12 protein-coding genes are annotated in these 14,937 nt (G+C 55.5%); 10 read left to right on the plus strand and 2 right to left on the minus strand.

The window, feature by feature from the left end; translation table 11 throughout:
• Nucleotides 1–18: 18 nt before the first annotated feature.
• Nucleotides 19–1,509 (minus strand): 4-hydroxyphenylacetate 3-hydroxylase N-terminal domain-containing protein, encoded by a 1,491-nt coding sequence (locus ABF990_RS08380; protein ID WP_415500528.1) that lies wholly within the window; start codon nt 1,507–1,509, stop codon nt 19–21.
• 1,059 nt (nt 1,510–2,568) lie between these two features.
• On the opposite strand from ABF990_RS08380, the gene ABF990_RS08385 reads away from it, so the two are divergent.
• From ABF990_RS08385 to ABF990_RS08410, 6 genes are all read left to right on the plus strand, one after another.
• On the plus strand, nt 2,569–4,698 hold the full coding sequence (locus ABF990_RS08385; RefSeq protein WP_415500799.1) for a TonB-dependent receptor: 2,130 nt from the start codon (nt 2,569–2,571) through the stop codon (nt 4,696–4,698).
• 63 nt (nt 4,699–4,761) lie between these two features.
• Nucleotides 4,762–5,457 (plus strand): isochorismatase family protein, encoded by a 696-nt coding sequence (locus ABF990_RS08390; RefSeq protein WP_415500798.1) that lies wholly within the window; start codon nt 4,762–4,764, stop codon nt 5,455–5,457.
• A gap of 48 nt (nt 5,458–5,505) precedes the next feature.
• Complete coding sequence (locus ABF990_RS08395) at nt 5,506–6,882, plus strand: purine-cytosine permease family protein (protein ID WP_415500797.1); 1,377 nt, start codon at nt 5,506–5,508, stop codon at nt 6,880–6,882.
• Nucleotides 6,883–6,989: 107 nt separating this feature from the next.
• On the plus strand, nt 6,990–8,165 hold the full coding sequence (locus tag ABF990_RS08400; protein WP_415500796.1) for a pyridoxal-phosphate-dependent aminotransferase family protein: 1,176 nt from the start codon (nt 6,990–6,992) through the stop codon (nt 8,163–8,165).
• A gap of 52 nt (nt 8,166–8,217) precedes the next feature.
• Complete coding sequence (locus ABF990_RS08405; protein ID WP_415500795.1) at nt 8,218–8,688, plus strand: flavin reductase family protein; 471 nt, start codon at nt 8,218–8,220, stop codon at nt 8,686–8,688.
• Nucleotides 8,689–8,812: 124 nt separating this feature from the next.
• A complete protein-coding gene (locus ABF990_RS08410) occupies nt 8,813–9,631 on the plus strand; it encodes a GntR family transcriptional regulator (RefSeq protein ID WP_415500794.1) in 819 nt (272 codons plus the stop codon).
• Nucleotides 9,632–9,865: 234 nt separating this feature from the next.
• Here ABF990_RS08410 and ABF990_RS08415 read toward each other — a convergent pair whose 3' ends face one another.
• A complete protein-coding gene (locus ABF990_RS08415) occupies nt 9,866–10,675 on the minus strand; it encodes a class I SAM-dependent methyltransferase (RefSeq protein WP_415500793.1) in 810 nt (269 codons plus the stop codon).
• Between the two features lie 222 nt (nt 10,676–10,897).
• Between ABF990_RS08415 and ABF990_RS08420 the strand changes: the two genes are divergently transcribed.
• From ABF990_RS08420 to ABF990_RS08435, 4 genes are all read left to right on the plus strand, one after another.
• Nucleotides 10,898–11,701, plus strand: coding sequence for an urea amidolyase associated protein UAAP1 (locus tag ABF990_RS08420; protein WP_415500792.1), 804 nt, complete (start codon nt 10,898–10,900; stop codon nt 11,699–11,701).
• A gap of 16 nt (nt 11,702–11,717) precedes the next feature.
• Nucleotides 11,718–12,365 carry an urea amidolyase associated protein UAAP2 gene (locus tag ABF990_RS08425; protein ID WP_415500791.1) on the plus strand — a complete coding sequence of 216 codons (648 nt, stop codon included), beginning with the start codon at nt 11,718–11,720 and terminating at the stop codon, nt 12,363–12,365.
• Nucleotides 12,366–12,458: 93 nt separating this feature from the next.
• Nucleotides 12,459–13,589, plus strand: coding sequence for a phosphate acetyltransferase (locus ABF990_RS08430; protein ID WP_415500790.1), 1,131 nt, complete (start codon nt 12,459–12,461; stop codon nt 13,587–13,589).
• A gap of 98 nt (nt 13,590–13,687) precedes the next feature.
• On the plus strand, nt 13,688–14,905 hold the full coding sequence (locus tag ABF990_RS08435; protein WP_415500789.1) for an acetate/propionate family kinase: 1,218 nt from the start codon (nt 13,688–13,690) through the stop codon (nt 14,903–14,905).
• Nucleotides 14,906–14,937: the final 32 nt, after the last annotated feature.

Below are 14,937 nucleotides of genomic sequence, written 5' to 3' on the forward strand. Positions count from 1 at the left end.
ATTATCAAGTTAGATGTTTCAATACTCTATACCTGCGATTTTTTTGACTTTTCCGACCATTTCGTCCCGGTTGAATTCATGGAACAGTCTGTCCCGCAGGCGTGGTGCAGGGCTGGCATTCACATTTTCAAACAGAGCAACACGGTTTGCCAGAGCAGAGCCTGTCATATCCCATATAAAATTCATGATCTGCTCTTTCTGCATGCCGCTTACACCACGGCCGGGCAGAAGTTCAGCAAGATGATGGCCGATATCCGGATTTTCGAAAGCGGACTTTCCAAATCTCATGACGAGTCCCTGGCCACATAATTCCTGAAGTGTGTGGATAATGTGCGGATAATAACGGATGGAATACAGCCGCCCTGCCGTCAGGAGGTTTGTGTCGGGGGCGAGTATGCCCGTCTCCATATGTCTGGCCTGCACTTCCGCTGATATGACAAAGGATTTCAAGACCTGAGCATATTCAATCAGTTCAGCCAGCATGGCCTGGACTGCGGGAATCTGACCAGTACCCAGAACGTCCAGAACGATTTGGCCGCACCCAACAAAAAGCTCGGCCTTGACCGCAAGGCGGGTCAAAACATGCCAGTGCGCCCATGTGGTCACTTTTCCTGACAGCTCAAGCAGGCTCGGATCACCCAGGTTGAAAATCCGGTCCTTGGGCACAAAAACATTATCAAATATAATGAGCTGATCGGCTTCCTCACCCCTGCGGGTCAATGGGTGATCGAATGGATCGGCGCCGGGTTGGGAGAGCATTTCCCGCGAGACAAGTTTGATCCCTTCAGCATTGATAGGCAACGCTCCCCATATGCAGGCCTCGGGCGGGGTTCCCTTATAACCAAGGTTGGTGAACATGACCTCATGTGTTTGGGCGGCGATCGACCCTACGGATTTGGCGCCCGATATGCGCACGCCACCACTTTCAACGCTGGTTACGCGTAGTAGCGATGCTGCCTGCGCCATGGGAGAAGACCGGTCGTTCTGGGGGCCTGTCAGGCTTTCGGCGGCTGTAATGCTGTTTTCTCGACCATATTCTATATAGCGCAGTATGTTCTCGGCAAAGTCGGGACGGCATCCATCGTAAGCGGAACGTCGGCTACGGAAAATAGGAACATGGGCTCCGATTCCAATTGCAATGGTCGGTGCGAGATCAATCGGGCGTCCAAACGTGCCAGCCGTTTTTAGCGTTGTATATTCAATAAGTTTACGACGCTCGATCAGCTCTCCGTATGTCTTGGGTTCCTGCCAGGCGCGGGTGACTATTTTCTTTGAAGCAGGATCGCGGACTGTGGTGACATCGCGAAATTCATCCGTGAACTGATCATCGAACATGGAAGCAAGAATATCTATGCCGGCATTCAAGGCTGGATTGTCAGCAACGCGCGCAAGCAGCTTGCCGCCTACCCACACCTTGCGACCATCATCCAGCGAAGCCTTGAAGTCCTGGCCTGTCTTGAGCAGGCAGTCTGGCTCTGTAACATGACTGCGACGCATGTTTTCCATCATTCTGTATTTCCCATCTTACATGGCAAGCAAGGGTAGGCAGTCGCCAAACATGGGTTCAGAGCTGCCTTGAAGGAAAAATCCAAACCACATGACAGGATCATGTGGCGCCAATCCTGATATGTCAAGTTTGATTACGATCCCGAATCGTATCTGTGTTGTGCACTATGAATACAATGATTTATGAATCAATGGATGCTCGCATATGGGCACAATTGAGATTAAAAAATAAATAGTAATTCTTGTTATGAAGTTATAAAAATATCTTTTCCAATAAAAAATCAAATAAAACCAATATAAATTTGTTTTATTTTATTTTTTATTGGAAAAGATATTTTTTATCATTTTTATATTAGGTTTTTGATTTTTCTTGGCTGAGTGTATTTTCCTATGCCACTCAGGATGGAAAAATCATGATATCACATCTTTTGAGGGAATGTATTTTTCTGGCATCAGTATGGCACGAGATATCATACCTCTTGATACGATATCGTAATTATTATATCCGGTGATCATAGCCGATTGATTTGAGGCTGAACTGAAAGCATTCGTAAATCGCTTGCATTGAGCGCATCTGAACTTATCGCGATGTGTGAATTGCACCGGTCGCTGGTCAGGGTGATGTCATTGATTGCGGGTGTAAACCTGTAATGTTTTCTGGCCTGATTGATCGAACGAAAGAATACAGGATTACGATCTCGAAAAAGACTTTTGTCCGCAATATCCAACTGTCATCGCTTTTGAAGCTGGGCAGACGTCAATGAGGAAAAAACAATGACTTCAAGGTTGGAATTTTTTTTTCGTGCTCGAAGGTTGGCCGCAGTGCTGACGGGGTCATCCGCCTTGATCGGGCTGACAGCTTTGCCCGCTGTGGCAGCAGAAAAGAGTGCGCTCCATACGACTTCCCGACATCATCCTCCTGTAAGGCCATCCAAGTCGAAGGCTGCTTCCCATGCAGAGGGACCTGTTCGACCTCACCCAAAAGCCACCAGTATGCAGGCCAGGGCAACGCCTGAATCCGTCGACGTTCAAGGGTCGCTCTCTCATGCGCCTGGAGGCGGTATGATGAAGAACGAGACGGCACCCTATACCGTCCAGAGTGTTGGCAGGCAGTTCATTGACATGAAAGCGCCGCAGAATTCTGTTGTTGATCTGGTGCGTAATCTGCCGTCTATGAATGTGGCGACGGAAAACACATCCGGCGTTACCGGGGCTGCAACAGGAACGGCTGAAATTCGGGGTCTGACCGATGCTGACATGACCATTCTGGTCAATGGTGGCCCCACTGCGGGATTCGGTTACGTTAATGAAACAATAGACTCGGAGGACATCGACACCATCAGTGTCATGCCAGGTGGGGGCGCGGTTGAATTGCCTGCATCCACGTCAGCAGGCGGGGTCATGAAAGTGGTTACGCATACGCCCAGCGAACATTTTGCCGCCAAGACAGATTTTTCCTATGGGACAAACAATATGTCGCGCGAATTCGCACGGGTGGAGACCGGTAATATCAAAAATAGCGGCGTTCGCAGCTATATGTCCTTCTCGAACACCCATGCGCGGTCCTGGATGGGGGCGGGCATCAACAGTCGCTACAATGTTGATATCGGCGTCGAGAAAAATTTTTCCAATGGTTCATGGTTCAAGCTTTTCGGTTCATGGGACCGGACGGATGCCATGGAGTCCGTCTATCCCACGGCAGCTCAGTTCTATACCTACAAACATACGGGTACCGGGTATGGACGGTCCGGAGCGTTCGATCCGAGTAATAACAATTTCTGGAAAGACAATATTACGCACTGGGACCAGTTCACGTTTTCGTCTCCTACGCATATCGTGCTGTCCCCGATTTTCAGCCTCGATTTCAACCCCTATCTCTACAGTGGAATGGGATACACGACAGGGGGCGCAGGGCTTGGCTACGCGTCTGATGGTTATGTGACGAGTTCGGGCGCATCGATAGCGGACAATTCGCCCCTGACCGGCTATTTCAAGCAGAATAACTGGCTCGATATCGGCACGACTATTGCCGTCAATGCCCGGCTCGGGTCACATCACACGATTTCGCTGGGGTATTGGTTCGATCATAACGACCAGACATATTCTCTTCCCATGTCGCTGACACGAGCGGACGGAAGTGCTGCCAATCCTGATAACCGGAACTATAAGCTCTATTACCCGAATGGCCTGCCGGTGAACGAATATACGCACGGTGGATATGAACTCAATGCGATATTTATCAAGGATTCGGCCAAATATCTGCATGATCGTCTGACGATTGATGGTGGATTCAAATTTGTCATGACACGGTATTGGTACCACGACAGATATTCCACCTCTGATGGATGGCAGGGCACCAATCTGGGCCTGAACAGTACTGCGCCACTCCCGCAACTGTCGATAGGTTACAAGATCAACCCGGCCCACCAGATCTATTTCAATGCTGAAGGCGATTTCCGCCAACCCAGTCCTACCAATCTGTCGGTGAATCCCGATACAAACAAGCTGCCTAACAATCAGTATGTCATCAAGGAGGAGCTTGGCTATCGATATCAGGGGAGCCTTGCGTCTGTGGATCTGTCACTGTTTAATTACAGTATTACTAACCGGCTCTTAACCACTTATGTGGCTGACGGTCAGTCCGTGACCATGAATGCTGGTAACCAGACGTCGCGCGGTGTGGACATAATGGTATCCGGCAGGCCGATTTACGGTTTCAGTCCCTATGCGTCGGTCGAGTATCTGGATGCGACCCAGGATAGCAATATTCCGCTTGAAGGATCGTATATACAAACGAAAGGTCATCGGGCTGTCATGGCGCCAAAAGTCATGGCCAATTTTGGACTGACCTATCGTTACAAAGGATTTTTTGTAAACGGTACAATCCATTATGCATCATCTCAATATACGACCCTCGCGCGAGATGAAAAAATGCCCGGATATGTAACTGATACTCTGACCCTTGGGTATAAAATACCTCCTTTCATGTTCGTCAAGGGCTCTACATTTACCCTGAACTTCACGAATCTCACGGGTTCTATTATTCGAACCGGTGTCACTGGTGTCACCACCAATGCTGCCCAGGTGCGGCTGATGAATGGGCAAATGTCCTCTGCGGATACTGTGTCCCCCAACACATATCTCGTTGAGCCGCGTTTTTCCATGACCGGGTCGCTCTCGATTGATCTGTAAGGATGCTACGCACCGTCCGTCATGTTGACCGGATTGCCGAAATAGATTGGAAGGGACAGGATTATGGAAATATCGAACGAAACGCCACGTCAGCTTTTTCATAAGCTGCGCGAGACCACACGCGACCGGCGGTATGGTGCGGGTCGCAAGCCCATGCTGGTTAATGTCGATCTGCAATGCGCCTATTCCCAGGAAGGGAAATATGTCACCGCTTATGAAACCGACCCGCGGCAGATTGAATACGTGAATGAACTCGCAGGGCTTGCCCGTAAGGCGGACCTGCCGGTGTACTGGACATACGTCGCTTTTCGTGAGGATGGGCTGGATTGCGGTCCGTTCGGCTCGCGGGACAATACACCGGATTCCCTGCAAAACATCAAGCGTGGTTCTTCCAGGGCGGCACTCGATCCGCGTATTGTGCTGGGAGCAGATGATCACGTCATAAACAAGCTTATGCCTTCGGCATTTTTTGAAACTAATCTCCAATCTCTTATGGTCTGGACACGGTGTGACACACTCGTGGTAACAGGTGGTTCCACCTCGGGGTGTGTCCGCGCAACGGTTGTAGATGGTCTGTCTCGTGGTTACAGAGTGATTGTGCCAGAGGAGTGTGTGGCCGATCTGCACGAGAGCCCGCATTTTGCCAATCTTTACGACATGCACAAAAAATATGCGGACGTTCTGCCTGTGGCTGATGTGCTGGAATACTATCGTCGTCTTGTGGCGGACAAAGACAGCATTCCTAGGACAGGTGCATAAAACTACCCGATCAGAACATATACACTCGAGAGCAGGAAGGCGAGGGCAATGAATGTTGGCGCTGATCGTATTCTCCATATCGAGCAACTCGGTGCCCGTCCCATACCGGAAGATGCGCGATATGGGCGTCCGTCTGATCTTTTAGGTATTTTTTTTGGGGCCCAGATAGGATTTCCTTCTCTGGTTCTCGGTGCCGTGCCGGTGGCTTTCGGTCTCGGTCCAGGGCGTTCGTTGCTTTGTATCGCCATCGGTTCGTTGCTCGGAGCTTTGGCTGTGGGCGCGATGGCGTTGATGGGGCCGATCACCGGCACGAACAATATCGTGAGTAGCAGCGCTTTTTTTGGACAGCGTGGCAAAATACTGGGCTCGATTATCGTCATGATCATGGATCTGGGGTATTTTGCCCTCGGATTTTGGATAACAACCCCACAATTCGAGATTTTATTTCGTTTTTTGGGTTGGTCTGTGGACCATTGGGTTCTTTTAAGTTGCGCAGTGCTGGCCCAGCTTCTGATTATACTCTGTGCGTTGCTTGGACATGCGACAGTCGTTGCCTATGAAAAGAGTGTCTCTCTCGTCGGGACTGCCTGCATGGCATGTGTGGTGCTCCATATATGGCTGTGGCCGACAGGAGCGCCGCGGTTCGATGGTCTTTATCCGGCTGGCGGCTTATGGATTGCCTGTCTTGCAAGTATTGCGACCCATTTTGGCAATGCGGTTTCCTATGCTCCGTTTGCGGGCGATTATACGCGTTATTTTCCACGTAATTCGTCACGTCTGGCTGTTTTCAGCTATGCTGTAGCGGGTATGTTCACGGGTTGCATGATCGCGTGCGGAGCTGGCGTCGTTATTGGGCTTTCCATATCGCAGCCCTTGCAGCTTGTGCCCCAAATGCTTGCCGCCGTGCCGCAATGGCTGGTGCTACCCCTTGTTGCTGCGGGTCTTGCCGGCCATGTCTGCAATGGTTCCATGGTAAGTTACAATGGTATCCTGAACATGCAGGCTGTCATGAAAGGTATGGGCCGACCAACGGTCGCCATCGTTTACGGTCTTTGCGGGACGGTATTGGGTATGCTGGGGCTTATGGTCATGAACCTGACCGAAAGCTTGATGGCCATGTGTGCCATTGTCAATATTTTCGTCGTTCCATGGATATGCATCAATATTGTAGGATTTTTAAAAATTATTCTGTCTGAGTCCTATAAGTTCGAGAAGCTTCCCGGTCCGTCGAGATATATCAGCCCTGGTGCGTTTGTCATTTGGCTTGTCTCGATCATATGCGGACTGCCCTTTAGTGCCAACGGACTGTTCATTGGCACGGCGGCCAGACTGTTCGGTGGCAGTGACCTGGGCTTTGTCATGTCCGGGCTTGTGGCTGGGTTGCTTTATGCGTTTTTTGGCAAGCCAGAGGAGTACGCCAGCTAGGTCGCGCTAGCGATGCCAAAGTGAAAGTAGAAAGACCTCATCCGAAATGTGAGTGATTTTTCATAAGCACGTGTCTTGAACGGATTTTCTGAAAAAGTAGGAATATCATGAAAAGCGAGACGACAATTCGTGAAACCCTGATGGCTCTGACAACCGGGCCAGTCAATGCCTATCCCGAGGTTCTGCAGGCGCTTTCGCGTCCGGTCCTGTATGACTACGACCCGAATTTTAGGGTTTTTTATACATCCTTGCTACGGAAAGCAGCCAAGGCTCTGGACATGACAGACGGTTTGCCAGTCATCCTGCAAGGTGAACCGGTTCTGGCGCTCGAAGCCGTAGCAGCATCTGCGCTGCGGGCTGATGATGTCATGCTCAATCTGGTCAATGGTCCCTACAGCGATGGCTTTGGCATATGGGCCAGACGTTACTGCTGTGCAGTTCTTGAACTCAGAACCGACTTCGATATGATTATCAGTCCAGATGACGTCAGGAAAAAGCTTAAAGAAAATCCAGAAATTTCAGTTGTTTCAGTTTGTCATCATGATACGCCGTCAAGCACGCTCAATCCGATCGATGAGATCGGAAAAATTGTTCATGCGCATGGAGCCGCTTTAATTGTTGATACGGTGTCCTCGTTCGGTGGTGTCGCTGTCTCTCCGGGGAGCTGTTGCGCCGATTTCTTCATAACTGGACCAAACAAATGCCTTGGATGTCCGCCGGGGCTTTCGTTGGTCGCAATTTCGGCTGCCGGCTGGGCACGCATGCATGCGAACCCGCAAGCCCCGCGCGGGTCCGTTCTCAGCTTGCTGGATTGGGAAAATGTGTCTGATCCGGAAGAATCGTTTCCTTATACTCCTTCTGTGTCAGACCTGTTTGGTATGGATGCGGCACTGGACCGGTATCTGCACGAGGGGCCTGAGCGGGTTTGGGCGAGACATGCAGCGACGGCGGCGGCCTTCAGGGCCGGTCTGGCTGCAATGGGGCTGGAATTGTGGGCCCGGGACCCGGCTTTTGCGGCGCCGACAGCCACTGCCTGCAAGCTGCCCCCCGGCGTAGATGATAAAGTCTTGCTGGCCAGGATGCAGCAGGACTACGGCGTCATGCTTTCGGTCGGGCGGGGCGCCACGGCGGGCAAGGTTGTGCGTGTGGGGCACATGGGACCAACCGCCTATCCCATATACGCAGTACCGGCACTTGCGGCATTGGGGAGCGCGCTCAGAGCATTGGGACATGAGGTGATGTTGGGTGAAGGGTTGGCTGCGGCAGCTTTGTGTATGAAATAGTGCACGTATTTCATACACCCGAATTTATGGATTATCGACATAGGACAGGATCGTGAAAGAACTTTTCCTTGAGGCAATGGGTAGTGTGGCAACGGGTGTTTCTGTCATTGCGACCGGCGGCAAGGCCGGTGCCATGGCCATGACGGTCAGCGCTTTTGCGTCGCTTTCGGCTGACCCGCCCATGGTGCTGGCATGCTTGCGCGCAACGAGTCCGATCAACGAGCTGATCGGGCGTAACGGCCTGTTTACACTCAATATTCTGGCGTCCGGCCAGCATGATGTTGCCGACTGCTTTGCCGGGCGTGCGCTCAAATACCCACCGTTTTCTCTTGAATGCGTTGAATGGTCAGGTCCTGATATGCATATGGCTGATGCACTTGTATCTTTTCACTGTCGTCTGGCATCCATGCATACGGCTGCGACCCATAATATTGTAACAGGAACAGTAATGGATATTGTCGTCAACAAGGGGCTTGAACCGCTCCTGCACAGGCACGGTCACTATCATCGTATTGCGCGATGAGACGATGAAAGGCGGTATACATACCTCGTGACGGCTTGTCATAATTACTGGTTCAGAGTAAAAAACATGTCATACTTGGGTTGAAGATTGCGCTGCGCGCCATCAATGTAAAGGATCTTGGCTTTTGCGTTCTCCTGAACCGGGCAAGTTGCCGCTCTATAAGCGAATCATGCTGGTTTTGCGTGACGAGATTCTGACCAATCGTTATGACGGGGCGGCTTGCCTGCCCAGTGAAGCAACGTTGGAGCAGCGTTTCGCGGTGTCGCGCATCACAATCCGCAAGGCGTTCGACGAACTGGAAAAAGCAGGTCTTATTTCTCGCAGCAAAGGTGCGAAAGCACGCGTCCTGCCGCGCAGGCCTGCTCCCGTCTCCGATGTTCATAGCGAGACAGAGGCGATCAAGCTGATCGGCCTGGATATGACGCCGGAGGTTCTGACCTTTTCCTGGGTCATGCCGGACGAGCCGCTGGCCGAGCTGCTGTCTGTATCGGAAGCGCAGAAAATTTTGTGGGTCGAGCGGGTACGTCGCCGCTTGGGGTCCCCGGTCAGCTATAGCTGTGCCTACATTCCGCCGTGGTCAGGGCAGAACCTGTCGGCGGAAATATTACAGGAACAACAATTGCTGGATGTCTGGCAGTCGAACGGGATCATTATCGCGTCGGCTGAGCAGACGATCAACGCTCTTCCCTGCTCACGCAAGATCGCTCGTATATTGGAAGTTGCTGAAGGTTCCCCGGTCCTGAACCTGAGACGGCTGATGCGCGATGACAAGGGAATTCCTATCGGGCTTATGGACCTGTCGTGGCGCTGGGATCGATTTACATATCGCATGGACTTAAAACGCACAGGTAACGAGCTGCAAACGGCCTGCATGCCCAAACGCACCCTTCATGGCCTTGAGGATACTCTGCTGCTCGAGTTGGACCTGGGGCTGCCCAAATAAAGACTCAATGTATACTGTATGCGCAGTGCATGCCGGAAAATGCTCCGTGCCGCGACCAGGTTATGACCTCACGCTTGTTCTGACGGGGGCAGTTGCTTTGGCTCGCTGTATGTGACCTGCGGCGGGTAGTGCGAACGTATGATGGGACATTCACTCAACTGGGGTGTTCCCCGTTCGAGCAGCATTGGGGGTGAACTCCGGCCTGGGTGCAGCCGGATGGCGCGTATGGGGCTGCTATCTGATGCGGCGGAAGAAGGCCGAATGGGCGGGGGTACTTTTGCGGTGCCGTTTCATGGGTTCGAACCCGTATTGTGCGAACAGCATGTTCAGGTTTTTCTCATTGAACCATTGCAGGTGTTCGGGCGGGCAGATATCGGACCATTCGGCAAGGTTGGCGGGGGTTGTGTGGTGCCCTGCATCGGGGGCGGACAGGTACACGACCGAACCACGCTTTGTAATGGCGTGCACGGTTGTCATGAATTCGTCGGGGCTGCGTAAATGTTCGAGTAATTCAGATGAAAAAACAAAGTCAAACTGTTTGCCCCGGTTTGCGAAAGCCGTCAGACCTTCGGCAAAAAATGTCTGTCGTGGAAAATGGTTCTTTGCAAAGGCAATGCTGTTTGCACTGACATCCACCCCCACGCCGCTGCGCGCAAACCGGCACAGGGCTGCAAGCATGTGCCCGCCACCGCAGCCCAGGTCCGCGATGTCACGGTTGAAAATATAGGGGATGAACGGCAGGCTGCGCCAGAACGCCCGCCACCGCCGCGAACGGTCCTTGGGGTAGAAATCCGCACTGGCGGCCCGGTAGTTCGTGGCATAATACTCCATGATCTGGGCGTCGGACGGCATGGGGTGCACGAACAGGAAGTCGCATTTCGTACATTGGACGATTGTATAGCCATCCTTTTCAAAACAGTCATGGCTCGGCGCATGGCAGATGGGGCAGGGCGTTGCAGTGGCCGATGCACGAGACGACGGGTTAGCCGTTGCAGTGGGGGGCAGCACGTCCTGGACCATGGTATCGCCTTGTTCTGTCGCCATGCAGCCGATCCGCAGGCCGCATGCTGTCCTGAAATTGTACAGTCGACCGGGGTTTATGCGTAGTCAGACTGTTATGCTAGAGTGCCCCCGATTAGCACATGAACTGGTCGTGACCAAATCCGCGCAGGGCCAGATGTCGCGTGTCACAGGTGCGGTACGGGGTGTTGCGCATGGGATCCTGCGACTACGCTGCCGGACCGGGGTGTAAATGGGGGGAGTTCAATGCAGAGCGATGCGCAAAGTCCGGAATGGTACCGGGCCAGATACGAGCAGATGCGTGACAATGCCCGGCAGGTAGAGACCCGTCCCCCTGTTCCATACAGTCCCGTTCCCATGGAAGACACGGCGATACTGGCCCGCCAGAGCGTGCCCGGCGGGTGGTATTGCAGTACTCACCTGCCCCGTGGGCAGGCGTTGCGGCTGATCAATGCGGGGGGCAACCACGGTGTTGCCGTCATGCTGTGGAACGCGGATGATGTCAGCGAACGTTATAATCCCGCCGATACGATCAAGCAGCAATGGACCACGCGCATCAGTGCCGGGCATGTCCTGTTATCGGATATGGAGCGGGTAATGGCCTCGGTTCTGGGCGATAGCTGCGGCTATTGCGACACGCTGGTGGGCGGTAGTACGCCGGGCAGCAACGCCCGTAATTTCGGGGATGCGCGATTGCGCAACACGCGTGACAACATGCGCCTGATTGTCGGCAAACATGGGATGGACGTCCGTGATATGGCGGTGTGCATTTCGTTCTTCTCGCATGTCAGTGTGGATGAAGGCGGACGGTTTTCGTGGGGGGAAGGGGATGTCCGCGCAGGCGGTCATGTGGATCTGCGGGCGGAAATGAACCTGCTGGTGGGTGTGTCCAACTGCCCACATCCGTTCAGCCCACGCACCACGTACGACCCCGCCCCGATCGATGTCGTGCGCTGGCAGCCGCCCCAGCCCGGCGCGGGCGACCCACGCACCCTGGCAGGCGAGGAAATCCGCCGGGCGTTCGACATGACAGACGCGCTGTTTGCCTGACAGGGGGAGGACAGAAATGACCGATATGCCAGGTAGGATCGTGCTGGATGGTATTGTGCCCGCCCGCGCGCCATGGTCGGCCATAGTCCGGCAGGGGCAGGTCCTGCGTATTGTGGATACCTGTAGCCAGCAGGCGGTGGACGCGCTGTTCTACAACGCTCATGCCTATCACGAACGCTATAGCGTGCAGGAAACACTGATAAACCAGGGCTCGGCCTATGTCGGAAAGGGCACGCACCTGTATTCGAGCGAAAGCCGGGTGCTCATGTCCGTGGTGGAGGATACCTGCGGGCGGCACGACACGGTGGCCGGAGCATGCAGTTGCGAGGGTAACGCCGTGCGTTTTGGCCCGCAGACGCGCTACATGCATGCCTGCCGCGAGAATTTTCTGCTCGAACTCGCGCGCTATGGCATGAGCAAGCGCGATATCGTCAGCAACGTCAATTTTTTCATGAATGTGCCGATTCTTCCTGACGGTGAACTGGCGATCGATGACGGTATTTCCGAACCCGGCGGCTATGTCGACCTGCTGGCCCATATGGACACGCTGGTTGTGCTGTCCAACTGCCCGCAGGTGAACAACCCGTGCAACGGCTTCAACCCCACGCCCATCCGGGTCATTATCAGCGAGGGGCATGATCTGGCAGCCTGCGGCATGTCGTGATTTCTGCGCAGCCCCTGTCCGCGTTACGATACCTCGCATCACGGGAAGAGCAGGGCGTGGCGTTCAGGGACGGCAGGACGAGAAGGTGAGGGCATGACACAGCAGACGGGGCACGCCCCCACGGACCAGGGCAGACGTTACGCGGTCCACCCGGCGGATGGAGCAGTGCCGCACGACGCAGGCCCGCATGCCGGGCCGGTGGAAAAGCCGGAGTGTGAGGGTGTTCATCATCATGACGGCCTGTCCGTGCAGGATGGCAGGTCGGACAGCCTGCACGCCTTTACGCGCCTGATTGCCCGTGCATCCGCGATCAAGGAGAGCGCACCGCCCGCCATGGCAGTGGTCTGGCCGTGCGAACAGCATGCGCTCGAAGCTGCGGTAGAGGCCGCGCAGGCCAAGATTGCCCGCCCTGTCCTGGTCGGGTGCGAGGGCACGATCCGGGCCGTGGCCCGTCAGGCGGGGCTGGACCTGCATGACTGCCTGATCGATGACTGCCCGACCCCCCAGGCCGCCGCTATGGCCGCTGTCGCCATGGTGCGTGCGCGGCGGGCGCAGGCTCTCATGAAAGGCAGCCTGCATACCGATGAACTGATGCACGCCATTGTCGCGCCTGAAACCGGATTATGTGGCCGGCACAGGCGTATCAGCCATGTGTTTATCATCGCGACGGCCCGGTATGACGATCTGCTTTTCGTGACCGATGCCGCGATCAATATCACCCCGGACCTGCTGGCCAAGCGCGATATCGTGCAGAACGCCATAGACCTGCATGTGGGGCTGGGGCTTGGCGCCCCCCGCGTGGCCGTTCTTTCCGCCGTGGAGACGGTCAACCCGCGTATTCAGGGCACGATCGATGCGGCCTGCCTGTGCAAGATGGCTGAACGCGGCCAGATTACCGGTGGTGTGCTGGATGGCCCCCTGGCCATGGACAACGCCGTGGACCCGGAGGCCGCACGGATCAAGGGTATTGCCTCTCCCGTCGCGGGACGGGCGCAGATTCTGGTCGCCCCGGATCTGGAGGCAGGCAACATGCTGGCTAAAAACCTGATCTACATGACGCAGGCGGAATCGGCCGGGCTGGTACTGGGGGCCAGCGTTCCCGTGGTGCTGACCAGCCGGGCAGACAGCGTGCGGGCCAGAATGGCCTCCATTGCCATGGGGGCTCTGTATGCGCGTTTTCTGGCTCAGGCCGCGGCTGACGGGGTAGCCGCTCCATGGGAATGACACGATGGGAATAACATCAGCGCGGGCGGCCCGCCTTGTGGCGCGGCTCGCGGGCCGGCGTGTTCGCGGTTGTGGGGTGCATAATGGCGGGCGCACGGATGGCTGACCTTGTCATGGCGCTGAATGCGGGCTCGTCCAGCGTGAAATTTTCAGTCTGTCGGGTGGGGGCCGGTGCGCGGGCGCAGGTGATCGGCCCGGTTGAGACCGTACTGGCTGGACAGGTGGAGCGGATTGGTGTTGCGCCGCACCTCAGCCTGCATGACGGCGCCCGGACGCTGCTGGCCGAACGGGCATGGGAGCAGGCGGATGTGCCGTTTGCGGTTCTGCTCCGGGAAATTTTTGCCAGCGTCGACCATGCTCTGGGCGGGCAGGCCGTTACAGCTCTCGGGCACCGTGTCGTGCATGGCGGGCCGGACCACGCCGCCCCCCAGCGTGTCACGCCCGACCTGATCGCAGCCCTCGATGCGCTGACACCGCTGGCCCCCCTGCATATGCCCCATAACCTGGCACCCATGCGGGCTGTGGCGGACCTTTGGCCCGACCTGCCCCAGGTGGCGTGTTTCGACACTGCGTTCCACCACGACCTGCCCCCCTGCGCCCGGCGCTTCGCCCTGCCGCGGCAGTATGAGGCCGATGGGGTCCGGCGGTACGGATTTCACGGTCTGTCCTATGACTATGTGGCCCGCTACCTGAGGCATGCATTGCCGCATCTGGCGGGTGGGCGTGTGGTGGTGGCCCATCTGGGCAACGGCGCCAGCCTGTGCGCCCTGTCGGACGGGCGCAGCATGGATACCACCATGGGGTTCTCGCCGCTGGACGGGCTTGTCATGGGCACGCGGTGTGGCGCGCTGGACCCGGCTGTCGTGCTGTACCTGCAGGAACATTACCGTCTGGGCCCGGAGGAGGTGCGAACCCTGCTCTACCGGCAATCGGGTCTGCTGGCGCTGTCGGGCGGGCTGTCGAGCGACATGCATGTTCTGCTCGGCAGTTCCTCCCCGCTGGCGGTGCAGGCGGTGGAACAGTTCATCTACCGGCTGGCGCAGGACGCGGCGGCCATGGTCAGCGCACTGGGCGGGGTGGACGGGTTTGTGTTCACGGCGGGCATCGGTGAACACGAACCCTTTGTGCGGGCCCGTCTTGCACATAGCCTGTCGTGGCTGGGCATGCGGATCGATGAAGACGCCAACAGGCGTAACGACGGCTGTATCAGCACGGCGGACAGCGCCATGGCGGTGCATGTGCTCCCCACGGATGAGGATGCGATGATCGTGCTCCATACGACCGAGCTTTTATCCGGCACGTCCTGGCAGGCTTGATCGCTGTGCTGGAACATGTGGCCTGGATTTGC

Source organism: Acetobacter sp. (genome assembly GCF_047723915.1).
Classification (GTDB): domain Bacteria; phylum Pseudomonadota; class Alphaproteobacteria; order Acetobacterales; family Acetobacteraceae; genus Acetobacter.